This is a genomic window from Bradyrhizobium manausense (assembly GCF_018129685.1).
Classification (GTDB): domain Bacteria; phylum Pseudomonadota; class Alphaproteobacteria; order Rhizobiales; family Xanthobacteraceae; genus Bradyrhizobium; species Bradyrhizobium manausense_D.
The window spans coordinates 103,422-127,416 of sequence record NZ_JAFCLG010000005.1 but is presented as its reverse complement, the minus strand read 5'-3'; the positions used below and the strand labels follow the sequence as shown (position 1 = coordinate 127,416).

Here is a 23,995-nt window from a genome sequence, read left to right as displayed (position 1 = left end):
GCCATGACAGATTTTTCTCCCCGCGAAATCGTTTCCGAACTCGACCGCTTCATCGTCGGCCAGGCTGACGCCAAGCGCGCCGTCTCGATCGCGCTGCGCAATCGCTGGCGCCGGCAGCAACTCGAAGGCTCCTTGCGCGAAGAGGTGCTGCCGAAGAACATCCTGATGATCGGGCCGACCGGCGTCGGCAAAACCGAGATTGCGCGGCGATTGGCAAAGCTCGCGAACGCGCCGTTCCTGAAGGTGGAAGCGACCAAATTCACCGAGGTCGGCTATGTCGGCCGCGACGTCGAGCAGATCGTGCGCGATCTCGTCGAGGTCGCCATCGCGCAGGTGCGGGAGCGCAAGCGCAAGGACGTGCAGGCGCGGGCCCAGCTCGCGGCCGAGGAGCGCGTGCTCGATGCGCTGGTCGGCGCCAATTCCAGCGCCGCGACGCGGGAATCCTTCCGCAAGAAGCTGCGCGCTGGCGAGCTCAACGACAAGGAAATCGAGATCGAGACGCAGTCGTCCGGCGGCGGCATGCCGATGTTCGAGATCCCGGGCATGCCGGGTGCGCAGATGGGCGCGATCTCGATCGGCGACATCTTCGGCAAGCTCGGCGGCCGCAGCAAGACGCGGCGGCTGACGGTGGAAAGCTCGCACGAGATCCTCGTCAACGAGGAATCCGACAAGCTCTTGGACACCGAGCAGCTGACGCTGGAGGCGATCAGCGCGGTCGAGAACAACGGTATCGTCTTCCTCGATGAGATCGACAAGATCTGCGCCCGTGACGGCCGCGTCGGCGGCGACGTCTCGCGCGAAGGCGTGCAGCGCGACCTGCTGCCGCTGATCGAGGGCACGACGGTCTCGACCAAGCACGGCGCGGTCAAGACCGACCATATCCTGTTCATCGCCTCCGGTGCCTTCCACGTCGCAAAGCCGTCGGACCTCTTGCCGGAATTGCAGGGCCGCCTGCCGATCCGCGTCGAGCTGCAGGCGCTGACCCGGGACGACATGCGCCGCATCCTGACCGAGCCAGAGGCCTCGCTGATCAAGCAATATGTCGCGTTGATGCAGACCGAGGGCGTCACGCTCGACATCACCGACAGCGCGGTCGACGCGCTCGCCGATGTCGCGGTCGCCGTCAATTCCACCGTCGAGAACATCGGCGCCCGGCGGCTCCAGACCGTGATGGAGCGGGTGCTGGACGAGATCTCCTTCACCGCCCCCGACCGCAGCGGCGAGACCGTCAAGGTCGATGCTGATTTCGTGCAGAAGCACGTCGGCGACCTCGCCAAGAACGCTGACCTCAGCCGGTTCATTTTGTAATTCGGCCGGGCTCAGCTATCTATCCCGCTGTCGTCCTGGCGAAAGCCAGGACCCATAACCACCACCGGTTATTGTTGGAAAAGATAGCGGCCCCGGCTTTGACTCAAAACGAACATTCGTGGCTATGGGTCCCGGCCTTCGCCGGGACGACGGTGGAGTGTGGAGTGCGGCGGGTGCCACGTGCCTGCTAGCATCCTCCAAAACCCCTGGCGCGTTCTGCTCGCGATCAACGCGGCCGTCATCGTCGGCGTGTTCGTTCACAAGATCCAGCTGCCGCCTTACGTCCCCTACATCCATCTCCTGGTCGATTACCATCTCGGCTTCATCAAGCGCGCGCTGATCGGGGCGATCGTTGCGCTGTTCACCGACAAGGTGCCGGTGTGGCTGGTGTTCGCGCTCGGCGGAGTGACGTGGCTGGTGACAGCGGCCCTTTACGCAAGACTGTTCCAGAGGACGTTCGGTTTCAGCGCGAAGACGCTGCCTTTGTTCGTCTTCATCGCGGGCTCGCCGTTCTTCCTGAAGAACTTCATGCACACGCTCGGCCATTTCGACATCTATGGCTGTGCGTTCGCGATCATCCTGCTGCTGATGCCGGCGCGCTCCTTGCTGTTCGTGGCGATCGCGGCGCTGTTCTCGATCATCCTCGTCCTGATCCACCACATTCATCTCTTGATGTATGTGCCGACGATCATCGCCATCGTCGTGACGAGGCACTATCTCGCCTGCGGCTGCAACCGCGGCAATGTCGCGTTCGGCATCATTGCCCTCGCGGTCGTCTCGGCACTGTTCTTCGCGGCGCAGTTCCTGGGAACGATGCCGATCCCGGAAGCGGATTTCGTCGCCTACCTGAAAACGCGGATGGCCGATCCATCCCGCACCGATCTGCTGCAATTCGCCTACATCTGGTACCAGCCGCTTGCGAAGGAGATTTCGGATACCTGGGGCCGCCTGCCGCACAACAGCCTCGGCATTCCCGTGTTCGCCCTGCTGATCTGGCTGCACACGCCGCTGTGGCGCTATTTTGCCGGTCTGATCGGCGCGCTCGCGAACGAGACGCACCGCCGCCTCGTGATCGCAGCCTTGATCGGCGTCAGTCTCGCCTATCTCGTGATGTTCGCGATGGTGTTCGACTATTCGCGCTGGATCTCGAACTGGGCAGTCTGCATGTTCCTGTTCCTGCATGCCGTGAAGATGCTGCCGGCAAAGCAGGAGACGCCGCTGATTCCGGCGGAGGACCAGACGACCAACATCTTCGGCCTGATCATCACGCTGATCCCGCGCGTCGGAATCGTCCGGCCGTTTTAAGATTCAAAATCGAGTTCGCTCAGCAGCAATGGTCTTTCCGTTCCCTCCCCCCTTGTGGGGGGAGGGAACGCACCGCCGTCGGGAAACGCGTCGGGTCTCATCGCATCAAATCTTAAAACCGCGCCCGCCGGATCCGCACGTACAGCGCGCCCTCGCCACCGTGGCCGATGGCAGCCTCCTCGAAGCCGACCACGAAGGCGCGAAATTCCGGCAGGCTGAGCCATTCCGGCACCTGCCGACGCAGCACGCCGCTTTCGCCGCCGCTGCGACCCTTGCCGGTGATGACGAGGACAAAGGTCAGGCCCTCGTGGTGGGCCCGGTGCAGGAAGCCGGTCAAAGCGCGATGCGCGCGCATCTGGGTCATGCCATGCAGATCGAGCCGCGCGTCGATCTCGCTGCGGCCGCGCGACAGCTTTGTGCGCTCGCGCTTGCCGAGCGGGGCGAGCGGCGGCATCGACGGTTTTGGCGGACGTGGGGCTGGGGCCGCAGCCAGGGGTCGCGGCGATGGTGCGGGTTTGGCGATGGGCGCCGAGGGCACGGGCTCGGTGCGCGGCGTGCTGTGCGGCTTTGCCGCGCGATGCTTCCGCAGCGGCTTGACCTGCTTTGCGACCAGATCCCACAGCTCGCGGTCTTCCTCGCTGAGCCCACGACGGCGCGGCGTGGGACGCGGATCCAGCAGGGGCGGACGGGACGATCGCTTCATTGCTGGTGGGAGCGGGTTTTCATGTGCCTGCGCGGTTCAGGGGCGGGCTCTATCACAGGACGCGGCGCCGGAAGCGGCACCGGGCTCGCGACCGCAGCAGCCTCGTCCTTGCCTGACATCGCGGCCGAGGCGACAGGCTTCGCCGCGGGTGCTTGCGGAAACAGTCTTGCGATCTTCTCCGATGGCCGCGGGTCCGGCACCGGCAGCCTGGCTGCGCGCACGTTTGGATCGAGGCTCTTCGGCACCAGCATGACGAAATGCATGGGGTGGCGCAGCCGGCCCGAAACGCGGCCGGCCTCGGCGCCCGCGCCAAAATAGAGATCGGCGCGTGCGGGACCGACGATGGCCGAGCCGGTGTCCTGCGCGATCATCAGCCGGTGGAATGGCGTCTTGGCGCGGTCGGATTCGATCGGCAGTTCGCCCTCGATGAAGAACGGTGTGCCGTAGACATGCAGCGATTTGTCGACCGCGATCGAACGGCCGGCGGTGAGCGGAATGCCTTGCGCGCCGACCGCCTCGTCTTTGTCGGACAGATTGACCTCGTGGAAGAAGATGTAGGACCGGTTCTGCCGTCGCAACTCCCTGGCGCCGTCGGGGTTTTGGGCCATCCACTCCCTGATCTTCTGCATCGACATCTCCTCCTTCGGAATGATGCCGCGCTCGATCAGGATGCGCCCGACCGCCGTATAGGGATAGCCGTTGTAGGAATCGTAGTTGAGCCTGATCGTGCTGCCGTCGTCGAACTTGATCCGCGCCGAGCCTTGGATCTGGGCGAACAGCAAATCGGTCGGATCCTTCAGCCAGGCGATCTCCAGCCCGCGTCCGGCGATCTTGCCATCCTCGATCTCGCCGCGGTCGTAATACGGCACGAGCTTGCGGCGGCCGATCTTGCGATAGACCGGTCCCTTGTTGGGCAGGCTGACCGAGGCCTGGTTGAAGCCGCGCACGAACAGGTTCGAGGGGCGGCGATAGACCGGGACGTTGTAGACATCCGTCTGCGTGCGCGATCCCTCCAGCACCGGCTCGTAATAGCCGGTGACGAAGCCATCGGGCTCGCCGAGGCGCGAGATGCGCAGCGGCGAAAAGTTCGCCTCGAAGAAGCTCTTTGCGGTCGCGTCGTCAGTCGGCTCGAGCGATTTGGCGGCGCGGCAGGGTTCGCTCAGCGAGCCGCCCAGTGCCTTTGATTCGGGCGTCTTTTGTTCAACTGCACCGGTCTGCGCGTTGATCGAACGGCAGCTGGCGCGAAAAGTCTTGTAGGCGGCGAGATGATCGTCGTCGTTCCAGCCTTTCACGTCCGCCCAGGCCAGCGGCAGATATTGGGCGCCGGGCATTTCGAAGGGAAGAGGGAGCTGCGGATAGGGCAGCGCGCGGGGCCGGATCGCGGCGACTTCGGGGGCCGCGTGACGATGGTGGCTGCGGGAGTGGCGCCGCGCAGCCTCGGCGCCAAGCGAAAACGAAGCCAGCACGACGAGGCCTGCGCAAAGCGCGGTCGCGCTGTTCCTCAGGAAACTCTTAATTCGCGCTTCCGGTGCCAACCAGCTTCCAGTTCGGATCGCGAGAGGTGGTGTCGCGGGCGAAAGTCCAGATGTCGGTGATGTCGGCGACCTTGTCGGCGTTGCCGTCGACGATGTTGCCGGCCTTGTCGCGGGTGACCGAGATCATCTGGGAAACGAAACGGATCGTGAGCTGCGCCGTGCGATCGCGCAGCTCGGCGCCGACCAGCTCGGCCTTGTCGATCGAGACGAAGCGCGTCTCCGTCTTCTGCTCGTTCTTCTCGCGGTCCTTGATCGCGGCGTCAAAACTCTCATAGACCTCCGACGACAGCAGGTCGCGCAGCGAGCGGCGATCGCCATTGGCAAAGGCCAGCACGATCATTTCATAGGCGCCACGGGCGCCCGAGATGAAGTGGCGCGGATCGAAGGTGGAGTCCTTGTCGGCGATGGCGTCGAGACCCTGGGCCAGCGCAGTGCCGGGCTCGGCCAGGCCCTTCCAGCGATCGGAAGGCGGGGTGGGCTCTGCGGTCGGCGCCGCCGGCGGCTGGTCGATCACCTTGCCCGGCATGGTCACGACGTTCTTGTCCGGAGCACCCCCCAAGGCATTGCGCGCCGTACGGTCGAACGGCGGCCGTTCATTGCCGGTCCGCTGCCCCAGGACGCTCCGCAGCCGCAGGAAAATAAAGACCGCCAGCGCAAGGAAGATAATGGTGTAGATGTCCACGTCGTATCGCTTTCTGGTCTTTGCTCAGGTCTTCTTTTGGGGCCGCTACCGGGAAAATCAATCCGGCCAGTAGACCGTTCCGGACCGGAACGGCAAGACTCCATCACCATTTCAGGTCCGCGCGTCACGTCCGCCGGATGTAGGCACGAAATCTGGCCCGGCCAATGGCGCCTTTTGGCACATCGTGAAGTGTAGCGCGTTTTATGCTTAAGGGGAAACCCGATCCTGCCCGGAAATCGCGCATCTTCAAGCGTTTAACAAGCGATTTCGTGTCCGGGGCGGGAGAACCGTCACAGTTGTGGGCGTGGCCCGGATCGACCCTCCGGAGCCGTTCGTCCTTGTGGAATGAGGCGGCCCTATGTTAGCCAACCGCCGCGAAATTCAGCCCAATCGGGTAAGGAGATACTTCGATGACCAACGGTAACGGCACCCCTCCCGAGGCGGCCCAGGCTCCCCAGCTCAACGTGCTGGCGCAATATACCAAGGACCTGTCGTTCGAAAATCCGAACGCACCGAGTTCGCTCCAGGCGCAGAGCCAGCCGCCCCAGATCAACATCCAGATCAATGTCGGCGCCAACAACCTCAGCGAAACCGAGTTCGAGGTGACGCTGTCGGTCGAGGGCAAGGCCGAGACCGCGGGCAAGGTGATGTTCTCGTTCGAGCTGGCCTATGCCGGCGTGTTCCGCATCGCCAATGTTCCCAAGGAGAACCTGCATCCGCTGGTCATGATCGAATGCCCGCGGCTGCTGTTCCCGTTCGCCCGCGAGATCATCGCAACAGCCGTGCGTGACGGCGGCTTCCCGCCGCTGATGCTGGATCCGGTCGACTTCGTCGGTCTCTATCGCCAGAATATGGAGCGGCAGATGGCCGCCGGCGGTCAAACCGGTCAGGCCTGACCAGCCGGAGGAGCGGCTGGAGCGGGCAGGTACTCGTTCCAGATCGCCTTCTCGCCCATCGTTGCGATGAAGGCCCGATGGGCCTCTCGCTCGGCCTCTGACACCCGCGGCGCGAGCGGCACCAGCCGCTGCCGCCGCGGCGCATCGCCCACATTATTGAGGCGGATCTCCTGGCTCTCCGAAGCCAGCAGCAGTTGCGACTGCCGCGCCCCGACCAGATCGACGTAGACTTCAGCCAGCAGCTCGGAATCGAGCAAGGCGCCGTGCTTGGTGCGGTGGGAATTGTCGATCGAATAGCGCGAGCAGAGATCGTCGAGCCGGTTCGAGACGCCTGGATGCTTGCGCCGCGCCAGCAGCAGCGTATCGACCAGCCGTTCCCGCGGGATCGGCGCACGCTTGATCCGGTCGAGCTCGGCATTGATGAAGCTGATGTCGAACGAGGCGTTGTGGATCACCAGCGGCGCATCGCCGATGAATTCCAGAAATTCGTCGACCACCTCGTGGAACAGCGGCTTGGTCGCGAGAAACTCGGACGACAGCCCGTGCACCGCAAAGGCTTCCGCCGGCATGTCGCGTTCGGGATTGATGTAGACGTGATAGGTCTGTCCCGTCGGCATGCGGTTGAACATCTCGACGCAGCCGATCTCGACCAGGCGATCGCCGCGCAAGGGATCGAGGCCGGTGGTTTCGGTATCGAGAACGATTTCACGCATGATTTTGAGACGCCGTGCAGAAAGCCGTGAAAGTCGGCGAATCAGCTCCGCCGCTGCGGCATCTTAACGACCTCGGCCAGGATGTGCGCGATTTGCGCCCGCACCGGTTCAAGTCCGTGCGAGGTATCCACGACGAAATCAGCCCGCTTGCGCTTTTCGGCATCGGGCATCTGCTTGGCGATGATGGCCTCGAGCTTGGCCTCGTCCATGGTGCCGCGTGCCAGAACCCGCTCGCGCTGAAGGTCCGGCGAGGTCGACACCACGACCACCGCATCGACGCGCTTCTCGCCGCCGGTCTCGAACAGCAGCGGGATATCCAGCACCACGACCGGCGCCTTGGCGGCCTCCGCGTCGCTGAAGAATTTCTGCCGGGAGGCGCCGAGCATCGGGTGAACGATCTGCTCGAGCCGCTTGATGGCGGCAGGATCGTGCACGACGCGCGCGGACAGCTTGGGACGATCGACCTTGCCGTTGTCAGTGGTGCCGGGAAAGGCGGCTTCGATGGCGGGTGCGGCCTCGCCTTCATAGAGCTGATGGACGGCGGCATCGGCGTCGTAGACGGGCACACCGGCCTCCGCGAACAATTTCGCGGTGGTGGATTTTCCCATACCGATCGAGCCGGTCAGTCCGAGAATTCGCATCCGCGCAAATCCATCCTTGTCGATCACACCGCAATTAGCTGTTCGCGGCGGAGGAACGCAAGCAGCGGCAGCAGCGGCAGGCCGAGAATGGTGAAATGGTCGCCCTCGATGCGCTCGAACAGATGGATGCCGAGGCCTTCGAGCTGGTAGGCGCCGACGCTCGTGGTCACCGCGTCGCCGGCGGCATCGAGATAGGTGGACAGCCCGGCCTCGGACATCGGCCGCATCGTCATGCGGGCGACCGACACATCCTCAAAGACGATCTTGCCGTCATGCGCCACAGCGACAGCGGAATTCAGCTCGTGGCTGTGGCCGGCGAGGTCGCGCAATTGCGCCAGCGCCTGGTCGCGCCCGGCGGGTTTGTTGAAAAGACGGTTCCCGAGCGCCAGGGTCTGGTCGGCGCCAATCACGTAGCTTCCGGGGCGATTGGCAGAAACCGCTTTCGCCTTCTCGCGCGCCAGGAGCAGGCCAATCTCACGTGGGTTCGAAAGTTTCGACGCGGCCTGAATGCCGCGCTCGTCGATGTCGGCGGTCACCGCCTCGAATGCGAGCCCGGCATTTTTCAGCAGCATTTTTCGGGCGCCGCTCTGCGAAGCCAGGATCAGCTGACTTTTGCCGCGCCAGAGGGCCATTACGATTCCGAGGGCCGGTTGCGCTGGCGATCGCTGTAGAGCTTCATGATCGCGGCCGCAGTTTCCTCGATCGAGCGCCGCGTGACGTCGAGCAGCGGCCAGTCGTGCTTGGCGCTCAGCTTGCGCGCAAACGCGACCTCCTCGGTGACCGACTGCTTGTCGGTATAGGTGTCGCTGCCGGATCCGGATTCGGCGCCCATGGACAGCAGTCGGTTCTGGCGAATCTGGATCAGACGTTCGGGCGTCGCATGCAGGCTCACCACCAGCGGCCGTGTCAGCGTCTCAAGTTGCGCCGGCACGGGAATGCCCGGAACCAGCGGGACGTTGGCGGTGCGAATGCCGCGGTTGGCAAGATAGATCGACGTCGGCGTTTTCGACGTGCGGGATACGCCGACGAGGACGACATCGGCGTCCTCGAGCCCTTCGACGTGCTGGCCGTCGTCATGGATCATCGTGTAGTTCAGCGCGTCGATACGCTTGAAATATTCGGCGTTGAGCACGTGCTGTGCGCCGACGCGACCCGTCGTCGCAGCACCGAGATAGGCTTCGAACAATTGCATGACCGGACCGATGATCGACAGGCTCGGAACATTGATGTTCTTGCACTTGTCCTCAAGCCGGGAGACCAGATCCTTCTCCAGCAGCGTGAACAGCACGATGCCAGGCGCTTCCTCGATCTCGTCGAGCACGCGATCGAGCTGCTTCTGGCTGCGCACCAGCGGATAGACATGCTCGACCGGAGTCACGGCCGCGTATTGCGCGGCGACGGCGCGCGCGACGGTAATCAGGGTCTCGCCGGTGGAGTCGGAGACGAGGTGCAGATGGAAATAATTGCTCGAGGTCGGCACAAAAGCTCTTTGTATGAAGTCGGTGTAGTCAGTGGATTTCTGTGGACCTTAACCCCTCGGAAAGGGTTGCGCGACACCGGGGGCGGGACAAGTGCCAATTTTCTTCACACCACTGCCCATCGGAACAACTCTGAAGCCCCAGGAAGAGGGAAACGGGATTGCGCGGATAAGCCTCTTGATAGACTGCGGATCAAAACGCGCAAGCCCTTGCGCCCGGCTGACTTATCCTGTCAGGCCGGAGCAGCATTGGACATGTTGATGGATGTGAACAAGCGTCTGCGAAACGGCGGACGGCATTGTGTGAGTCCAATCCACCGTCACTTAGACTCAAACCTTAAGAATCTAAGATTCTTTATTGGAGAAGGGCGCTCCAGAGAGATATGTGTGCAGGTGAGACCTTAACGAGGTCTTACTATCCCCAGATCGCCTGATGGCCTGGGCGCAAAGGCGGACGCGGGACATGTTCGAGGACGTCTATCTCTGGATCAAGGCGCTGCACGTGATCGCGGTCATCGCCTGGATGGCCGGCATGCTCTATCTGCCGCGGCTGTTCGTCTATCATTCGGAGGCTGAGATCGGCTCAAGGCAGTCCGAAACCTTCAAGGTGATGGAACGCCGGCTGTTCAAGGCGATCATCAACCCCGCAATGATCGTCACCTGGATTGCCGGGCTCTATCTCGCCTGGGCCGGCCATTGGTTCAGCTTCGGCTGGTTGCACGTAAAACTGGCAATGGTCCTGGCGATGTCCGCGGTCCACGGCTTTTTTTCCCGGTGGCTCAAGGACTTCGCGGCCGACCGGCGGCCGCACAGCCAGAAATTCTTCCGGATTATCAATGAGGTGCCGACCGTCCTGATGATCATCATCGTCGTCATGGTGATCGTGAAGCCGTTCTAGGCAGGATTTGAGGCAGGAAACGAGAACGATCGCTCATCGCTTCGGCTTGCGGAGTGGAAAGCGATTTTCTATATTGGCGTTATCCCACCCAACGCAGGCGGATGTGGTTGTGTCTGAGCTTTTCAGAGGCCGGACACCGCATCAGGTTTGAAGCCTCTTCGGCACTTAACCTTGCCAGACCTGCGGACCTTACCTTCTCACGTCCGCATTTCAGAGCCTCCTCGCACCCCCCTCCCAAGGTTACCCCACAGGACCACCCCAATGCGGGAAATCAAACTCGAAGACCTCAAATCCAAAACGCCGGCCGAGCTCGTCTCGTTCGCGGAGGAGAATGGGGTCGAGAACGCCAGCACCATGCGCAAGCAGGAGCTGCTGTTCGCCATCCTCAAGCAGCTCGCGCTCGCCGAGACCGACATTGTCGGCCAGGGCGTCGTCGAGGTTCTCTCCGACGGCTTCGGCTTTCTCCGCTCGCCCGATGCGAATTATCTGCCGGGCCCGGATGACATCTACGTTTCGCCCTCGCAGATCCGCCGTTTCGGTCTGCGTACGGGTGACACCATCGAAGGCCATATTCGCAGTCCGAAAGAGGGCGAGCGCTATTTCGCGCTGCTAAAGGTCAACACGCTCAATTTCGAGGACCCGGAAAAGGCCAAGCACAAGGTCAATTTCGACAACCTCACGCCGCTGTTTCCGAATCAGCGCTTCCGCATGGAAATCGACGATCCGACGCGGAAAGACCTGTCTGCGCGCGTGATCGACATCGTCGCGCCGATCGGCAAGGGCCAGCGCGCGCTGATCGTCGCACCGCCGCGCACGGGTAAGACCGTGCTGATGCAGAACATCGCGCATTCGATCACGCACAACCATCCCGAATGCTATCTGATCGTGCTTCTGATCGACGAGCGTCCGGAAGAAGTCACGGACATGCAGCGCTCGGTGAAGGGCGAGGTCGTGTCGTCGACTTTCGACGAGCCGGCGGTGCGTCACGTCCAGGTCGCCGAGATGGTGATCGAGAAGGCCAAGCGCCTCGTCGAGCATGGCCGCGACGTCGTCATCCTGCTCGATTCGATCACGCGCCTGGGACGCGCCTACAACACCGTGGTGCCGTCGTCAGGCAAGGTGCTGACCGGCGGCGTGGACGCCAACGCGCTGCAGCGCCCGAAGCGCTTCTTCGGTGCCGCCCGCAACATCGAGGAGGGCGGCTCGCTGACCATCATCGCGACCGCCCTGGTCGACACGGGCAGCCGTATGGACGAAGTCATCTTCGAAGAGTTCAAGGGCACCGGTAACTCCGAACTGATCCTCGATCGCAAGGTCTCGGACAAGCGCACCTTCCCGGCCATCGACATCTCGCGCTCCGGCACCCGTAAGGAAGAGCTCATCACGGATCCGCAGGTGCTCAAGAAGATGTACGTGCTCCGCCGCATCCTCAACCCGATGGGCACCATGGACGCGATCGACTTCCTGCTCGACAAGCTGCGCTCGACCAAGAGCAATTCGGAGTTCTTCGACTCCATGAACACCTAGTGTGCGGTGCAGTATGAGATCAAAGGGCGCCTTCGGGCGCCCTTTTTGTTGTGCGGTCATGCTGCGGGAAAAGCGCAGCATGGGAGACGGCCGGTCGCAGAATTTCAAATACTCTCCAACCTTTTGATATTTATTGATAATACTTGAATTTCGATACGACTATTGAAGCGTCGGAAAGAGTTTTGTGCAGCAACCGGGTGATTATGCTGCATCGCAATATATGCCATTGCTGCAGGATTTGGTGCAGCAAAGCGGCGCCGCTTGCGACCCAAAACGGGTGTTTGCCTTTTCGCCGCCAGCCGGACAAATAGGCCATGCACCCGAAAGACCAGACCATCTTTGCGCTATCCTCCGGCCGTCCGCCGAGCGCGATCGCGGTGGTGCGGGTTTCAGGCTCGCAGGCCGGCCCGGTGCTGACGACCCTCGCGGGCAAGCTGCCGGCGCCGCGCCAGGCGAGCAGGCGGTTGCTTCGCGACGGCGCTGGCCAGCCGATCGACGATGCGGTCGTGCTCTGGTTCCCGGGACCGGCGAGCGCGACCGGCGAGGACGTTGCCGAATTTCATGTCCATGGCGGCCGCGCGGTGCTGGCGGCGCTGCTGGACGCCATTTCAAAAATTCCGAATTTACGTGCGGCCGAGCCCGGGGAGTTCACGCGGCGCGCCTTCGAGAACGGCAAGCTTGATCTCACCGAAGCCGAGGGCCTCGACGACCTGATCCACGCCGACACCGATCGCCAGCGCCGCCAGGCGCTGCGCCAGTTGCAAGGCCTGCTTGGCAACCGCGCGCGCGACTGGCGTGAGCGAATCATCGAGGCCTCGGCTCTGATCGAGGCCGGAATCGATTTCTCCGACGAGGGCGACGTGCCGGCGGAGCTGCGGGCGCCGGCGGTGAAGGCGATCGAGGCGCTTCACGATGAAATTGCAGAGGTGCTTGCGGCACAGGCACATTCTGAACGGCTGCGCGACGGCATGGTGGTTGCGATCGCCGGCGCGCCGAATGTGGGGAAGTCGACGCTGATGAATCAGCTCGCGCGCCGCGAGGTGGCGATCGTGTCGCCACACGCCGGCACCACGCGCGACGTGATCGAGGTGCAGCTCGACCTCGACGGCTATCCCGTCACGGTGATCGATACCGCCGGGATTCGCGAGACGGAGGATCCGGTCGAGCAGGAGGGGGTGCGTCGGGCGCGGGCAAGGGCCGAAGCTGCCGATCTCGTGCTGTGGTTGGTGGAGGGGGAGCGTGGTGTAGATCCTGACGTGGTGGCGTCGGTCGGTCGGTCGGCCGGGGCGGTCTGGATCGTGCGCAACAAGATCGATCTGGACGGCGCCGCGGTCGCCCGGCCGCGGGGCGAGCTCGGAATCTCGGCGAGCCGGGCCGACGGCATTCCGGAGCTGGTCGACGCGTTGGTCAAGTTCGCCGCCGATTTCTTCGGCACCGGCGAGGGCGCATTGGTGACACGGGCCCGCCAGCGGGATCTGTTGACCCGAGCATCAGAGAGCTTGCACCGGAGCCTCGGGCTTGTAGAAGAGGGCGAAGAGCTGGCCGCCGAGGAATTGCGTGCCGCCGCTTATGCGTTGGGCCGCTTGCTCGGTCGGGTGGACGTCGAGGACGTCCTCGGAGCCATCTTTCAGAAATTCTGTATCGGAAAGTAGTGCTAGTTCTTCAATGTAGAACTAGCGCTTGTTCCGCTGCTTGTGTTTCACGTGAAACGAGAGTCCACGGGAACCGCCGCTTCGTAGCCCGGATGAAGCGAAGCATAATCCGGATTGTCGATCCGGAGCGTGAGGCCCCGGATTTCACTGCGCTCCATCCGGGCTTCGGGCTTGTTTCACGTGAAACAGCAACCTGTGCAACGCCTCCTCTACTGTGCATGGGGTTGTTTTCAGGAAGATGCTTTCGGCCCCGCAGCCCCGTTTCACGTGAAACACCTGCCTCACCCAGTTTCCACTTCCGACCTTTCCCGCTCTGAGCTAGAAGTCCGCCCATGCGACCAGAGCAAGCGAGTTTCGACGTCATCGTCATCGGCGGCGGTCATGCCGGCTGTGAGGCCGCGGCTGCGGCCGCTCGCATGGGTGCGACGACTGCTCTGGTCACGCACCGTTTCTCGACCGTCGGCGCGATGTCATGCAACCCCGCCATAGGCGGCCTCGGCAAGGGCCATCTGGTCCGCGAGGTCGATGCTCTCGATGGTCTGATGGGTCGGGTCGGCGATGCCGGCGGCATCCAGTTTCGCGTTCTCAACCGTCGGAAGGGCCCGGCTGTCCGCGGTCCGCGCGCCCAGGCTGACCGGAAGCTCTATGCCGCCGCCATGCAGGCCGCGATTCGCCAGACTGAGGGTCTCTCTGTCATCGAAGGCGAGGCCGACGAGCTCATCGTGGTCGATGGCCGGGTGACGGGACTGCGCCTGGCCGACGGCCGCACGCTGCGGGCAGGGGCCGTGGTCGTCACCACCGGTACCTTCCTGCGGGGCCTGATCCACCTCGGAGAGAAGAATTGGCCCGCCGGGCGTGTTGGTGAGGCGCCGGCAATGGGCCTTTCGGCCTCATTTGAGCGCGCCGGCTTCACGCTTGGGCGGCTCAAGACCGGCACGCCGCCGCGTCTGGATGGTTCGACCATCGACTGGTCCGCGGTCGAGATGCAGCCCGGAGACGAGCCGCCGGAGCCGTTTTCGGTGATGACCGAGCGGATCACCACCCCGCAGATCCAGTGCGGGATCACCCGGACAACGTCCGCCACCCATGAGGTGATCCGGGCCAATGTGCATCGCTCCCCGATGTACTCCGGCCAGATCAAGAGCTCCGGACCGCGCTATTGCCCCTCGATCGAGGACAAGATCGTCCGCTTTGGCGACCGGGACGGCCACCAGATCTTCCTGGAGCCGGAAGGGCTCGACGATACGACCGTCTATCCCAACGGCATCTCGACCTCCCTCCCGGAGGAGGTCCAGCTCGCGATCCTGGCCAGCATCCCCGGCCTGGAACGGGTGAAAATGGTCCGTCCGGGCTATGCCATCGAATACGACCATATCGATCCCCGCGAGCTCGATCCGACCCTGCAGACCAAGCGTCTGCGCGGTCTCTTTTTGGCCGGGCAGATCAACGGCACCACCGGATATGAGGAAGCTGCCGGCCAAGGCATCGTGGCCGGCTTGAACGCGGCGCTCTCCGCCAGCGGGACGGCGCTGACGGTGTTCGACCGTGCCGATGGTTATCTTGGGGTGATGATCGACGATCTCGTCACCCGCGGGATCAGCGAACCCTATCGGATGTTCACCTCGCGGGCCGAGTACCGGCTCACGCTGCGGGCGGACAACGCCGATCAACGCCTGACCGAGAAAGGGATCGCGCTCGGCTGCGTCGGACCTGCCCGGACCCAATTCCACCGGACCAAGATGGACGCGCTGAATGCCGCCCGGGCGCTCTCAAAATCCCTTACCATCACCCCGAACGAGGCGATCAAGCACGGGCTGTCCCTGAACCGGGATGGTCAGCGCCGGTCGGCGTTCGAGTTGATGGCCTATCCCGATATCGGTTGGAGCCAGGTCCGGGCGATCTGGCCGGAGCTCTCGGCAGTCGATCCCATCATCGCCACGCACCTCGAGATCGACGCCAAGTACGATGTCTATCTGGAGCGCCAGAGCGCCGACGTCGAAGCCTTCCGGCGCGACGAGGGGATGGTGCTGTCGGAGGTCGACTACAGTCTCGTCCCGGGGCTCTCCAACGAGGTTCGCGCCAAGCTGGAGAAGGCGCGGCCGTTCACCGTCGGCCAGGCCGGCCGGATCGATGGTATGACACCGGCAGCGCTCGGCATCCTCGCGGCCTATCTCCGTCGTGAAGCGCGAAAATCGTCCAAAGCAATCGCATAGGCGTTTCACGTGAAACAGCGCGGACCGGGCGGCGACAGACCGCTAACGCGACGACCCGAAGCAGGTGAGGGCATCGCGCGCCGCTCTGAGCCGGCGCCGGTCAAACCAAAGATCGACAAGGCCAGCGCCAACGACCAGGCCCTCGACTCCGTCATCGCCGCCGACAAGCGCGCGGCCTTGAAGCTTGCGCCCGTGTCACACGAAACGGAGGCGCGGCTCGATCGCTACATCGCTTTGCTCCGGGAGTGGCAGGCCAAGACCAACCTGGTCGCGCCCTCGACTTTGCCAAACCTTTGGACCCGTCACATCGCCGACTCGCTTCAGCTCGTCGACCTCGCGCCATCAGCCAAACGCTGGGCCGACCTCGGCAGTGGCGGCGGCTTTCCGGGTGTGGTCCTCGCCTGCGCGATGGCCGGGACGCCTGGTGCCATCGTCCATCTCGTCGAGCGAATCGCGAAGAAGGCCGCCTTTTTGCGCGAAGCCATTCGCGTCACCACATCTCCTGGAGTCGTACATCTCGCTGAGATCGGGGATAATGTGGATAGAATCACCGGCCCGGTCGATTGCGTCACCGCGCGAGCGCTGGCTCCGCTACATCAACTCATCGGCTTTGCGGAGCCGCTGATGCGCCAGGGCGCAAAAGCGCTGTTTCTCAAGGGTCAAGATGTAGAGGCTGAATTGACCGAAGCCGCTAAATATTGGAATATTCAGCCGCAACTCCACCAAAGCCGGACGGGCGATGGTTGGATCGTCGAGCTGACTTCAGTTGAACGGCGCGGGTAAGCTTTCAGGGGTTGAGTTGGGGAATTTCGATGACCGTGATTGACGAGCCGCAGCAAGACCAGACCGGCCAGGAAAAGGCCGATGTGCCGCATGGCCACCCGCGCATCCTGGCGCTGGCGAATCAAAAGGGTGGTGTGGGAAAAACAACCACAGCGATCAATCTCGGCACGGCGCTCGCCGCAATCGGCGAGCGTGTCCTGATCGTCGATCTCGATCCGCAGGGCAACGCCTCGACCGGCCTCGGCATCGATCGTCGTAATCGTTCCTGTTCGACCTATGACGTGCTGATCGGTGAAGCGCCTCTGCGCGAGGCGGTTGTCTCGACCGCGGTGCCGCGGCTCCATATCGCGCCCTCGACCATGGACCTCTCCGGTCTCGAGCTCGAGCTTGGCACCACGCCCGGCCGCGCCTTCAAGCTGCGCGACGCGATCTCCTCGCTCAACAACAACGTCTCGCCGGACGCCGACTACACCTACGTGCTGATCGACTGCCCGCCGTCGCTGAACCTGCTTACCGTGAATGCGATGGCCGCGTCGGACGCGATCCTGGTGCCGCTGCAGTGCGAGTTCTTCGCGCTCGAAGGTCTGTCGCAATTGCTCCAGACGGTGGAGCAGGTGCGCTCGACGCTCAACCCGAACCTGTCGATCCACGGCATCGTGCTGACCATGTTCGACTCGCGCAACAACCTCTCGAACCAGGTCGTTGCCGACGTCCGCCAGTTCATGGGCGAGAAGGTCTACAAGACCATGATCCCGCGCAACGTGCGCATCTCGGAAGCGCCGTCCTACGGCAAGCCCGTGCTGGTCTACGATCTCAAATGCGTCGGCAGCGAAGCCTATCTGCGGCTCGCCACCGAAGTGATCCAGCGCGAGCGCGAGCTGCGCGTCACGCATTGAATGTGATGCCGTAGGGTGGGCAAAGGCGTCTTCGCCGTGCCCACCATCTTCCGCACATAGCGAATTGGTGGGCACGCTCCGCTTTGCCCACCCTACGATTTCGATATTCAGTTCTGGAGTGCTGCAGCGTGAATCCAAGGGAGTTGGCAATGGCCGACGAAGCGCGTTCGCGATTGGGCCGGGGTCTTGCGAGTCTGATCGGTGATGTCGGTGGCGAGGCTCAGCACGTCGATCGTCCGCGCGCGCAGCGCAAGGTGCCGATCGAATTCATCAAGGCCAATCCGCGCAACCCGCGCCGGACCTTTTCGGACACCGAGCTCAAGGAGCTCTCGGAGTCGATCAAGCAGCACGGCGTGATCCAGCCGATCGTGGTGCGTCCCGTGAAGGGCGCGCAGGACCGCTTCGAGATCATTGCGGGCGAACGGCGCTGGCGCGCCTCGCAGATGGCGGGGCTACACGAAGTGCCGATCGTGCCGGTCGACATCAGCGACAGCGATGCGCTGGAATTCGCGATTGTCGAGAACGTACAGCGCGAAGACCTCAACCCGATGGAAGAGGCGCAGGGCTATCACGCGCTCGCCAACGAGTTCAAACGCAGCCAGGACGACATTGCCAGGGTGGTCGGCAAGAGCCGCAGCCACGTCGCCAACATGATGCGGCTGACCAAGCTGCCGGCCGAGGTGCAGGCGTTCATCGCGACCGGTGAGCTGACCGCCGGTCACGCCCGTGCGCTGATCGGCGTGCCCGATCCGCTCGCCGCCGCCAAGCGCATCGTCGCCGAGGGCCTCAACGTCCGTCAGGCCGAAGCGCTCGCGCATGAAGAGGGCGTGCCGGAACGCAAGCCGCAGAAGGCGCGTGGCCCCGCCGGGAAGGAAAAGGACCCTGACACGATCGATCTCGAGAAGCGCGTCAGCGACGCCCTCGGCCTCAAGGTAACAGTCACTCACCGCGATCCCGGCGGCTCGGTCCAGATCAACTACCGCAACCTCGATCAGCTCGACGAGGTGATGAAGCGGCTGGCGAAGGGCGCGCTGTAGTGTAGCCCACCCTCGGTGTCGTCCTGGCGAAAGCCAGGACCCATACCGCGTGATCTCTCGATTGGAGCCGGTCGCAGTACCGGACTACGAATCTTCGCCAAACCTTTCCTTGGGGTAATGGGTCCTGGCCTTCGCCAGGACGACATTGAGCTTACCCCCGCCTTCTCGCATTCGCAGCGATCGCCATCAGCGTGCGCTGGGCGATGGCGGCGGCGAGCGTCGATTGCTTGCGGGTGTCGAGCGCGGTCGTCGCAAGCTGCTCGATGATGCCGGCGAGGCGCGCCACACTGAAATTGCGCAACGCCGTTTCGACCATTGGCTTTCGCGAAAAATGCAAGCGCGGGAATCCGCCGTCGATCACGGTGGAGGCCGGCGTGCCGTCGGCAATCGCAAGCGCGGACTTGTGCAGCCAGGCGGCCTGGCGCTGCGCGGCGGAGATGATCACGCCAGGATAGGTACCGGCGACCATCGCCTTTGCAAATTCGGTCTCGACGATGTCGGGCCGGCCGGCGAAGGCGCCGTCGACGATCGGATCGAGCTTCAGCTCGGAGGCATCTGCGACGACGGCCATCACGTCGTCCAGCGTGATCTCGCCCTTGCCGTGGGCATAGAGCGTGAGCTTGCGCAGCTCGTTGCGCGAGGCCTGGCGATCGCCGCCGAGGAACGACATCAGCGCGGCGCGGGCGTCTTGCGCCATGCGCAAATTGGCGATGCGGAGCTCGTCCTCCATCAGCCTGGCGAGGTCGCGCTCGGTGTCGGGATAGCAGCCGATCGCAACGGCGGTCTTGGCCTTCTCGCAGGCCTTGCGCAGCGGCGATTCCGGACGCAGTTCGCCGGCTTCGATCACGATGCGGCAATCCTTGACACTCATCTCGGCCAGCGTGTCGACGCCGGCGGCGAAGCTGCGCGATCCCGCGCGGATGCGGATGGCGCGGCGTCCGCCGAACAGCGGCACGGTCATGGCTTCGTCGACCAGGCGCGACGGCTCGGCCGAAAGCTCGTCGCCGTCGAGTTTCACCAGCGAGAAGGGATCATTGGGATCGTCGACGGCGGACGCGATCAACGCGTCGGCGCGCTCGCGCACGAGGCCCGCGTCGGGGCCATAGAGCAGGATGATCGGACGGCCCGCGTCAGGACGGGCGAGGAAGGCGTCGATCTCTTTTCCGCGCAGCGCGACCATGACGCCTCAAAGTCGTCATTCCTGGGCGCCCGAAGGGCGAACCCGGAATCTCGATCTACAAACTCGGGATTCCGGTTTCTCGCTTCGCGAGCCCCGGAATGACAGCAAACTAGCTACCCGCGGTAAAGAACGCGGCGAGCCTCGTGTTGATGTTCTCGGCGATCTCGTTGGCGGCCCGATCCTCGGCGTCACGTACCGCGCGGTTGCGGGCGAAGCGCTGATAGGAGCCGGGCAGATCATAGGACACCCGCGAGAACGTGGTGCCGGTCATCACCGATTTCCCGGTCACAACCTCGATCAGATTGTACTGGCAGTCGATGCCGTAGTTCTCGGTGTTCGGCAGGCCGGTCGTGGGATCGACGATAAGGGACGTCTTGCTGGTATTGAAACGGATCACCAGTCGGTGCGTCGGCGGCATGCCTGTGGCCGAGCCATAGAGCTTGAACGCCAGCGCGTTGCGGACTTCGACGCCGATCCGGGCTTCGCGCGAGGCGTTGGGCTTGTCGATTGGCGGCAGATCGACCCCCATCAGCTTTTCGCGCAGGCCGGGGGTGCCGTCGGTATGCTCGGCATACATCGGCTGGAAGCAACCGGCCGTCAGCGCCGCCAATGCGGCAACCGCCAGCAAGCGGGCTGCGATACGGATCCTAGCCGACAACATTCACGATCCTCTTGGGAACGATGATGACCTTGCGGACGGGCTTGCCGTCCAGGGCCAGTTTTACAGCATCGAGGGCCAAAGCGGCAGCCTCGATTTCCGGATTCTGGGCCGCTGTTGCAACCGTGACCTCGCCGCGCTTCTTGCCGTTGACCTGAACCACCAGGGTCACGCTGTCTTCAACCAGCAAATCGCGTTCGATTTGCGGCCAACTGGCCTCGGAAACCAGCCCGCGCTGACCCAGACCATTTTGAAACAGGACCTGCCAGCATTCCTCGGCCAGATGCGGCATCATCGGGGAGAACAGCTGGACCAGGATCTGGCTGGCCTCGCGGATCGCCCAAGCCAAATCTGGAGCGAGGTCGAACGGCGGCTGGCCGGCGCGCTGCAGCACCTCCGAGAACGTATTGGTGAATTCGCGGATATGGGCGAGGCAGACGTTGAAGTGCAGCCGCTCGACGCCCGTCGTGACCTTGTCGAGCGCGCCATGAGCGGCCTTGCGCAAGAGGAGCGCGTCGTCCCCGAACGAGGCCGGGCGGGCCGCCGGGGCGGCCTTGCCGAGTTCCACCGCGTCGTTCACCAGCCGCCACAGCCGCTGCACGAAGCGCGAGGCGCCCTGGACGCGCTCATCGCTCCAGATCACGTCGCGGTCGGGCGGGGAGTCCGACAGCATGAACCAGCGGGCCACGTCGGCGCCGTAGGTTGCGATGATGTCGTCGGGGTCGACCGTGTTCTTCTTCGACTTCGACATCTTCTCGATCGCGCCGATCGCGACCTCTTCGCCTGTCGCCAGCAGCGTCGCGCGGCGCCCGTTGCCGCCAACCTCGATCTGCACCTCGGCCGGTTGCACCCAGGTGCCGTCGGCCTTCTGGTAGGTCTCGTGCACCACCATGCCCTGCGTGAACATGCCTGCGAACGGCTCGTCCAGCGCGATGTGCCCGGTCGCCTTCATCGCGCGAGTGAAGAAGCGGCTGTAGAGCAGATGCAGGATCGCGTGCTCGACGCCGCCGATATATTGGTCAACCGGCAGCATCCGGTTGGCGACCGCGGGCGTCGTCGGCGCAGTCTCGTTCCAGGGATCGGTGAAGCGCGCAAAATACCAGGACGAATCCACGAAGGTGTCCATGGTGTCGGTTTCGCGCTGGGCCTTGCCGCCGCACTTGGGGCAGGTGACGTGCTTCCAGGTCGGGTGATGGTCGAGCGCGTTGCCCGGCTTGTCGAAGCTGACATCCTCCGGCAGCACCACCGGCAACTGGTCGTCCGGCACCGGCACCACGTCGCATGTCGGACAATGGATGACGGGAATCGGGCAGCCCCAATAGCGCTGGCGCGAAATACCCCAGTCACGCAGGCGGAAATTGACCTGACGCTCAGCGACCGGCGCATTGCCGCGCAGTTCGCCTTCCAGCCGCCTTGCGACTTCGTCCTTGGCCTGCTCGATGGTCATGCCGTCGAGAAAGCGCGAATTGATCATGCGGCCGTCACCGTCATAGGCGGTGTCGGTGATGACGAAAGATTTCGGATCCTGGCCCTCGGGACACACGACAGGCGTGTTGCCGAGAGCGTATTTGTTGACGAAGTCGAGGTCGCGCTGGTCGTGCGCGGGGCAGCCGAAGATCGCGCCCGTGCCGTATTCCATCAGCACGAAATTGGCGACATAGACCGGCAGCGTCCAGCTCGGGTCGAACGGGTGCACCGCCCTGATGCCGGTGTCGAAACCCTGCTTCTCCGCGGTGTCGATGATCGACTGCGCCGTGCCGATCTTCTTGATGTCGGCGATGAACTCCGAAAGTTTCGGGTTCTTGGCGGCAGCTGCCTGCGCCAGCGGATGATCGGCCGAGATCGCCATGAACTTCGCGCCGAACAGCGTGTCGGGGCGCGTCGTGAAGATCTTCAGCTCGTTCTCGCCGGCGGGCGTGGTGGCAGCATCCAGCGCGAAGCGGATCAACAGGCCCTCCGAGCGGCCGATCCAGTTGCGCTGCATCAGCCGCACCTTGTCCGGCCAGCGGTCGAGGCCGTCGAGCGCGGACAGCAATTCCTGCGCGTACTTCGTGATCTTGAAGACCCACTGGCTCATTTCCCGTTGCTCGACAACGGCACCCGAACGCCAGCCGCGGCCGTCGATCACCTGCTCGTTGGCGAGCACGGTCATGTCGACCGGATCCCAGTTGAGCTTGCGCTTCTCGCGCTCGGCGAGGCCGGCGGCGAGCATGTCCAGGAACATCTTCTGCTGGTGCTTGTAATAGGTGGGATCGCAGGTCGCGAATTCGCGGGACCAATCCAGCGACAGCCCGATCGAGCGCAGCTGCTTCTTCATCGCGGCGATGTTGTCGTAGGTCCAGGCCTTGGGCGCGACCTTGCGCTCGATCGCAGCGTTCTCGGCCGGCAGACCGAAGGCGTCCCAGCCCATCGGGTGCAGTACGTTGAAGCCCTTGGCGCGCATGAAGCGGGCCAGCACGTCGCCGAGGGTGTAATTGCGGACATGGCCGATATGGATGCGCCCCGACGGGTAGGGGAACATCTCGAGCACATAATATTTCGGCCGCGAATCATCGTTCTTCGAGACGAAGATTTGCTGTTCGTCCCATTGGCGTTGCCAGCGCGGTTCGGCGTCGCGGGCGTTATAGCGTTCGGAGGTCATGGAATCGTTGCGTTTTCGTGGTTTCGGCGGCCTGAAGAGGCGGGACTAGGCCATAAAAGTCCTCGGGGGGTCAATGGGTTGCCGCCGGGACCGGCGCTCCGCATTGCTGCTCCGCAAAAGTACGTATGAGGGCATTGGGATCGGATTAAGGGGTCGGTGCTTATTTCGATCGCAACAGGTACCCGCGTCAGACGATGGACCGAGATTTCGACGATCCCGATTACGACTACGCCGCGTCCATCGCCGGACGGGCGGTGCGGAGCATGGCCGAACAGCGGATCGCGCCGACGCCGACCAATTTCGCCATCTGGTACCAGTACTATGCAGGCAGCCAGGATGACCTGCGCAACGCCATCGATCTTCTGATCGACCACAACCGCCCCTTCGACGCCAGGACCAATCAGGACCTGTTCGAGACCTATATCGCGCCCCAAGTGAGCGCTTCCGTCGTCGATACGTCCGAGCGGCTGCATGCGCTGATGGGCGCGGCCAAGGAATTTCTGGCAACCGCGATCGCCGACAACCATTCCCAGATGCAGGCGATCAGCCAGGTTGCCGACCAGGGCAAGGCCGGCGTCGATCCGAAGGCGCTGGTCGCCCAGCTCATGAACGAACTGGCGCGGGCGGCCACGCGCGCGACCCGGCTCGAGGCAGGGTTTGAGGAAAAGACCCGCGAACTCGACGTTATCAGAGATTCGCTCTCCAAGTCCGAAGAACGCGCCCGGACCGACACGCTGACGGGCCTTGCGAACCGGCGGGCGCTCGACGAATTCCTGCGCAAGGCGCAGACCACGGCGGAATGGGGCGAGCCGCTCAGCGTGCTCCTGCTCGACATCGACCACTTCAAGACGTTCAACGACAATTTCGGCCACGGTGTCGGCGACCAGGTGTTGCGGCTGATGGCGAAGGTGTTGCGCGAAAAGGTCCGCCAGCAGGATCTGCCGGCCCGCTATGGCGGCGAGGAGCTGATCGCGGTGCTGCCGGATGCCGATCTGCCGGCGTGCGCAGAGACGGCCGAACGCATCAGGCGGGCGCTCGCGGAGTGCAAGATCACGCGCCGCTCGACCGGCGAGGTCTTGCCGAGCATCACGGTTTCGATCGGCGTGGCGCAGTATCGCCCCGGCGAAACCATCGCCGACCTGATCGAGCGCTGCGATCGCGCGCTTTATCTCGCCAAGGGCGGCGGTCGCAATCGCGTGGTGACGGAGAGGGAGCTCGATCGCGCCGAGGCTGCGGGTTAGAGACCTGGG

At 63.7% G+C, this 23,995-nt stretch carries 21 protein-coding genes; 11 read left to right on the top strand and 10 right to left on the bottom strand.

The genetic code is table 11. The features are described 5' to 3' along the window. The first annotated feature begins 3 nt into the window (after positions 1–3). Both hslU and JQ621_RS15235 read left to right on the top strand, forming a co-directional pair. Positions 4–1,308, top strand: coding sequence for an ATP-dependent protease ATPase subunit HslU (gene hslU, locus JQ621_RS15240; protein WP_212235532.1), 1,305 nt, complete (start codon positions 4–6; stop codon positions 1,306–1,308). Positions 1,309–1,488: 180 nt separating this feature from the next. Then, on the top strand, positions 1,489–2,613 hold the full coding sequence (locus tag JQ621_RS15235) for a hypothetical protein (RefSeq protein ID WP_212235531.1): 1,125 nt from the start codon (positions 1,489–1,491) through the stop codon (positions 2,611–2,613). A 112-nt stretch (positions 2,614–2,725) separates the two neighbouring features. Here the strand turns inward: JQ621_RS15235 and JQ621_RS15230 are convergent, their stop codons facing one another. The 3 genes from JQ621_RS15230 to JQ621_RS15220 are packed head-to-tail and all read right to left on the bottom strand — an operon-like array spanning position 2,726 to position 5,533. Continuing rightward, positions 2,726–3,316 (bottom strand): Smr/MutS family protein, encoded by a 591-nt coding sequence (locus JQ621_RS15230; RefSeq protein WP_212235530.1) that lies wholly within the window; start codon positions 3,314–3,316, stop codon positions 2,726–2,728. Then, positions 3,313–4,851 carry an MltA domain-containing protein gene (gene mltA / locus JQ621_RS15225; protein ID WP_212235529.1) on the bottom strand — a complete coding sequence of 513 codons (1,539 nt, stop codon included), beginning with the start codon at positions 4,849–4,851 and terminating at the stop codon, positions 3,313–3,315. The genes JQ621_RS15230 and mltA overlap by 4 nt, the downstream gene beginning before the upstream one ends. Further along, positions 4,829–5,533, bottom strand: a complete 705-nt coding sequence (locus JQ621_RS15220) for a Tim44/TimA family putative adaptor protein (protein WP_212235528.1) — start codon at positions 5,531–5,533, stop codon at positions 4,829–4,831. Before JQ621_RS15220 ends, mltA begins: the two co-directional genes overlap by 23 nt. Before the next feature lie 410 nt (positions 5,534–5,943). On the opposite strand from JQ621_RS15220, the gene secB reads away from it, so the two are divergent. Then, positions 5,944–6,429 carry a protein-export chaperone SecB gene (gene secB, locus JQ621_RS15215; RefSeq protein WP_212235527.1) on the top strand — a complete coding sequence of 162 codons (486 nt, stop codon included), beginning with the start codon at positions 5,944–5,946 and terminating at the stop codon, positions 6,427–6,429. On the opposite strand, the gene dnaQ is transcribed toward secB, so the two are convergent. From dnaQ to JQ621_RS15195, 4 genes are read right to left on the bottom strand one after another with little or no spacing between them, the layout of a single operon-like run. After that, a complete protein-coding gene (dnaQ, locus tag JQ621_RS15210; RefSeq protein ID WP_212235526.1) occupies positions 6,420–7,142 on the bottom strand; it encodes a DNA polymerase III subunit epsilon in 723 nt (240 codons plus the stop codon). The genes secB and dnaQ overlap by 10 nt on opposite strands. A gap of 41 nt (positions 7,143–7,183) precedes the next feature. Next, a complete protein-coding gene (gene coaE / locus JQ621_RS15205; protein ID WP_212235525.1) occupies positions 7,184–7,783 on the bottom strand; it encodes a dephospho-CoA kinase in 600 nt (199 codons plus the stop codon). A 23-nt stretch (positions 7,784–7,806) separates the two neighbouring features. Then, positions 7,807–8,415, bottom strand: a complete 609-nt coding sequence (locus JQ621_RS15200) for a Maf family nucleotide pyrophosphatase (RefSeq protein ID WP_212235524.1) — start codon at positions 8,413–8,415, stop codon at positions 7,807–7,809. Beyond that, on the bottom strand, positions 8,415–9,263 hold the full coding sequence (locus JQ621_RS15195; RefSeq protein WP_212235523.1) for a pyruvate, water dikinase regulatory protein: 849 nt from the start codon (positions 9,261–9,263) through the stop codon (positions 8,415–8,417). Before JQ621_RS15195 ends, JQ621_RS15200 begins: the two co-directional genes overlap by 1 nt. A gap of 460 nt (positions 9,264–9,723) precedes the next feature. Here JQ621_RS15195 and hemJ point away from each other — a divergent pair, with 460 nt between their 5' ends. The 7 genes from hemJ (at position 9,724) to JQ621_RS15160 (ending at position 18,266) form a co-directional block, all read left to right on the top strand. Continuing rightward, complete coding sequence (gene hemJ, locus JQ621_RS15190) at positions 9,724–10,158, top strand: protoporphyrinogen oxidase HemJ (protein WP_212235522.1); 435 nt, start codon at positions 9,724–9,726, stop codon at positions 10,156–10,158. Between the two features lie 261 nt (positions 10,159–10,419). Then, positions 10,420–11,685: a transcription termination factor Rho gene (gene rho / locus JQ621_RS15185; RefSeq protein WP_008133567.1), complete on the top strand. Its 1,266-nt coding sequence runs from the start codon at positions 10,420–10,422 to the stop codon at positions 11,683–11,685. A gap of 314 nt (positions 11,686–11,999) precedes the next feature. After that, the gene (mnmE, locus tag JQ621_RS15180) at positions 12,000–13,337 is read left to right on the top strand and encodes a tRNA uridine-5-carboxymethylaminomethyl(34) synthesis GTPase MnmE (RefSeq protein ID WP_212235521.1); all 1,338 of its coding nucleotides are present in this window, start codon (positions 12,000–12,002) and stop codon (positions 13,335–13,337) included. A 332-nt stretch (positions 13,338–13,669) separates the two neighbouring features. Beyond that, positions 13,670–15,550: a tRNA uridine-5-carboxymethylaminomethyl(34) synthesis enzyme MnmG gene (mnmG, locus tag JQ621_RS15175; protein WP_212235520.1), complete on the top strand. Its 1,881-nt coding sequence runs from the start codon at positions 13,670–13,672 to the stop codon at positions 15,548–15,550. A gap of 9 nt (positions 15,551–15,559) precedes the next feature. Further along, positions 15,560–16,333 carry a 16S rRNA (guanine(527)-N(7))-methyltransferase RsmG gene (gene rsmG, locus JQ621_RS15170; RefSeq protein WP_409334230.1) on the top strand — a complete coding sequence of 258 codons (774 nt, stop codon included), beginning with the start codon at positions 15,560–15,562 and terminating at the stop codon, positions 16,331–16,333. Between the two features lie 29 nt (positions 16,334–16,362). Further along, the gene (locus JQ621_RS15165) at positions 16,363–17,229 is read left to right on the top strand and encodes a ParA family protein (RefSeq protein WP_212235519.1); all 867 of its coding nucleotides are present in this window, start codon (positions 16,363–16,365) and stop codon (positions 17,227–17,229) included. Between the two features lie 149 nt (positions 17,230–17,378). Further along, the gene (locus JQ621_RS15160) at positions 17,379–18,266 is read left to right on the top strand and encodes a ParB/RepB/Spo0J family partition protein (protein ID WP_212235518.1); all 888 of its coding nucleotides are present in this window, start codon (positions 17,379–17,381) and stop codon (positions 18,264–18,266) included. Positions 18,267–18,417: 151 nt separating this feature from the next. On the opposite strand, the gene holA is transcribed toward JQ621_RS15160, so the two are convergent. From holA to leuS, 3 genes are all read right to left on the bottom strand, one after another. Then, positions 18,418–19,446: a DNA polymerase III subunit delta gene (gene holA, locus JQ621_RS15155; protein ID WP_212235517.1), complete on the bottom strand. Its 1,029-nt coding sequence runs from the start codon at positions 19,444–19,446 to the stop codon at positions 18,418–18,420. Positions 19,447–19,555: 109 nt separating this feature from the next. Next, the gene (lptE, locus tag JQ621_RS15150; RefSeq protein ID WP_212235516.1) at positions 19,556–20,107 is read right to left on the bottom strand and encodes an LPS assembly lipoprotein LptE; all 552 of its coding nucleotides are present in this window, start codon (positions 20,105–20,107) and stop codon (positions 19,556–19,558) included. After that, positions 20,094–22,745, bottom strand: coding sequence for a leucine--tRNA ligase (leuS, locus tag JQ621_RS15145; protein WP_212235515.1), 2,652 nt, complete (start codon positions 22,743–22,745; stop codon positions 20,094–20,096). Before leuS ends, lptE begins: the two co-directional genes overlap by 14 nt. Positions 22,746–22,939: 194 nt before the next feature. Here leuS and JQ621_RS15140 point away from each other — a divergent pair, with 194 nt between their 5' ends. Beyond that, positions 22,940–23,986, top strand: coding sequence for a GGDEF domain-containing protein (locus JQ621_RS15140; protein ID WP_212235514.1), 1,047 nt, complete (start codon positions 22,940–22,942; stop codon positions 23,984–23,986). The last annotated feature ends 9 nt before the right edge of the window (positions 23,987–23,995 follow it).

What these genes read in the sequence shown, in the direction of transcription:
- JQ621_RS15160 (WP_212235518.1), top strand. Translation starts at nt 17,379, where the DNA reads ATGGCCGACGAAGCGCGTTCGCGATTGGGCCGGGGTCTTGCGAGTCTG.
- hslU (WP_212235532.1), top strand. Translation starts at nt 4, where the DNA reads ATGACAGATTTTTCTCCCCGCGAAATCGTTTCCGAACTCGACCGCTTC.
- dnaQ (WP_212235526.1), bottom strand. Translation starts at nt 7,142, where the DNA reads ATGCGTGAAATCGTTCTCGATACCGAAACCACCGGCCTCGATCCCTTG.
- secB (WP_212235527.1), top strand. Translation starts at nt 5,944, where the DNA reads ATGACCAACGGTAACGGCACCCCTCCCGAGGCGGCCCAGGCTCCCCAG.
- JQ621_RS15200 (WP_212235524.1), bottom strand. Translation starts at nt 8,415, where the DNA reads ATGGCCCTCTGGCGCGGCAAAAGTCAGCTGATCCTGGCTTCGCAGAGC.
- holA (WP_212235517.1), bottom strand. Translation starts at nt 19,446, where the DNA reads ATGGTCGCGCTGCGCGGAAAAGAGATCGACGCCTTCCTCGCCCGTCCT.
- mnmG (WP_212235520.1), top strand. Translation starts at nt 13,670, where the DNA reads ATGCGACCAGAGCAAGCGAGTTTCGACGTCATCGTCATCGGCGGCGGT.
- JQ621_RS15140 (WP_212235514.1), top strand. Translation starts at nt 22,940, where the DNA reads ATGGACCGAGATTTCGACGATCCCGATTACGACTACGCCGCGTCCATC.
- mnmE (WP_212235521.1), top strand. Translation starts at nt 12,000, where the DNA reads ATGCACCCGAAAGACCAGACCATCTTTGCGCTATCCTCCGGCCGTCCG.
- coaE (WP_212235525.1), bottom strand. Translation starts at nt 7,783, where the DNA reads ATGCGAATTCTCGGACTGACCGGCTCGATCGGTATGGGAAAATCCACC.
- leuS (WP_212235515.1), bottom strand. Translation starts at nt 22,745, where the DNA reads ATGACCTCCGAACGCTATAACGCCCGCGACGCCGAACCGCGCTGGCAA.
- hemJ (WP_212235522.1), top strand. Translation starts at nt 9,724, where the DNA reads ATGTTCGAGGACGTCTATCTCTGGATCAAGGCGCTGCACGTGATCGCG.
- rho (WP_008133567.1), top strand. Translation starts at nt 10,420, where the DNA reads ATGCGGGAAATCAAACTCGAAGACCTCAAATCCAAAACGCCGGCCGAG.
- JQ621_RS15165 (WP_212235519.1), top strand. Translation starts at nt 16,363, where the DNA reads ATGACCGTGATTGACGAGCCGCAGCAAGACCAGACCGGCCAGGAAAAG.
- JQ621_RS15230 (WP_212235530.1), bottom strand. Translation starts at nt 3,316, where the DNA reads ATGAAGCGATCGTCCCGTCCGCCCCTGCTGGATCCGCGTCCCACGCCG.
- lptE (WP_212235516.1), bottom strand. Translation starts at nt 20,107, where the DNA reads ATGTTGTCGGCTAGGATCCGTATCGCAGCCCGCTTGCTGGCGGTTGCC.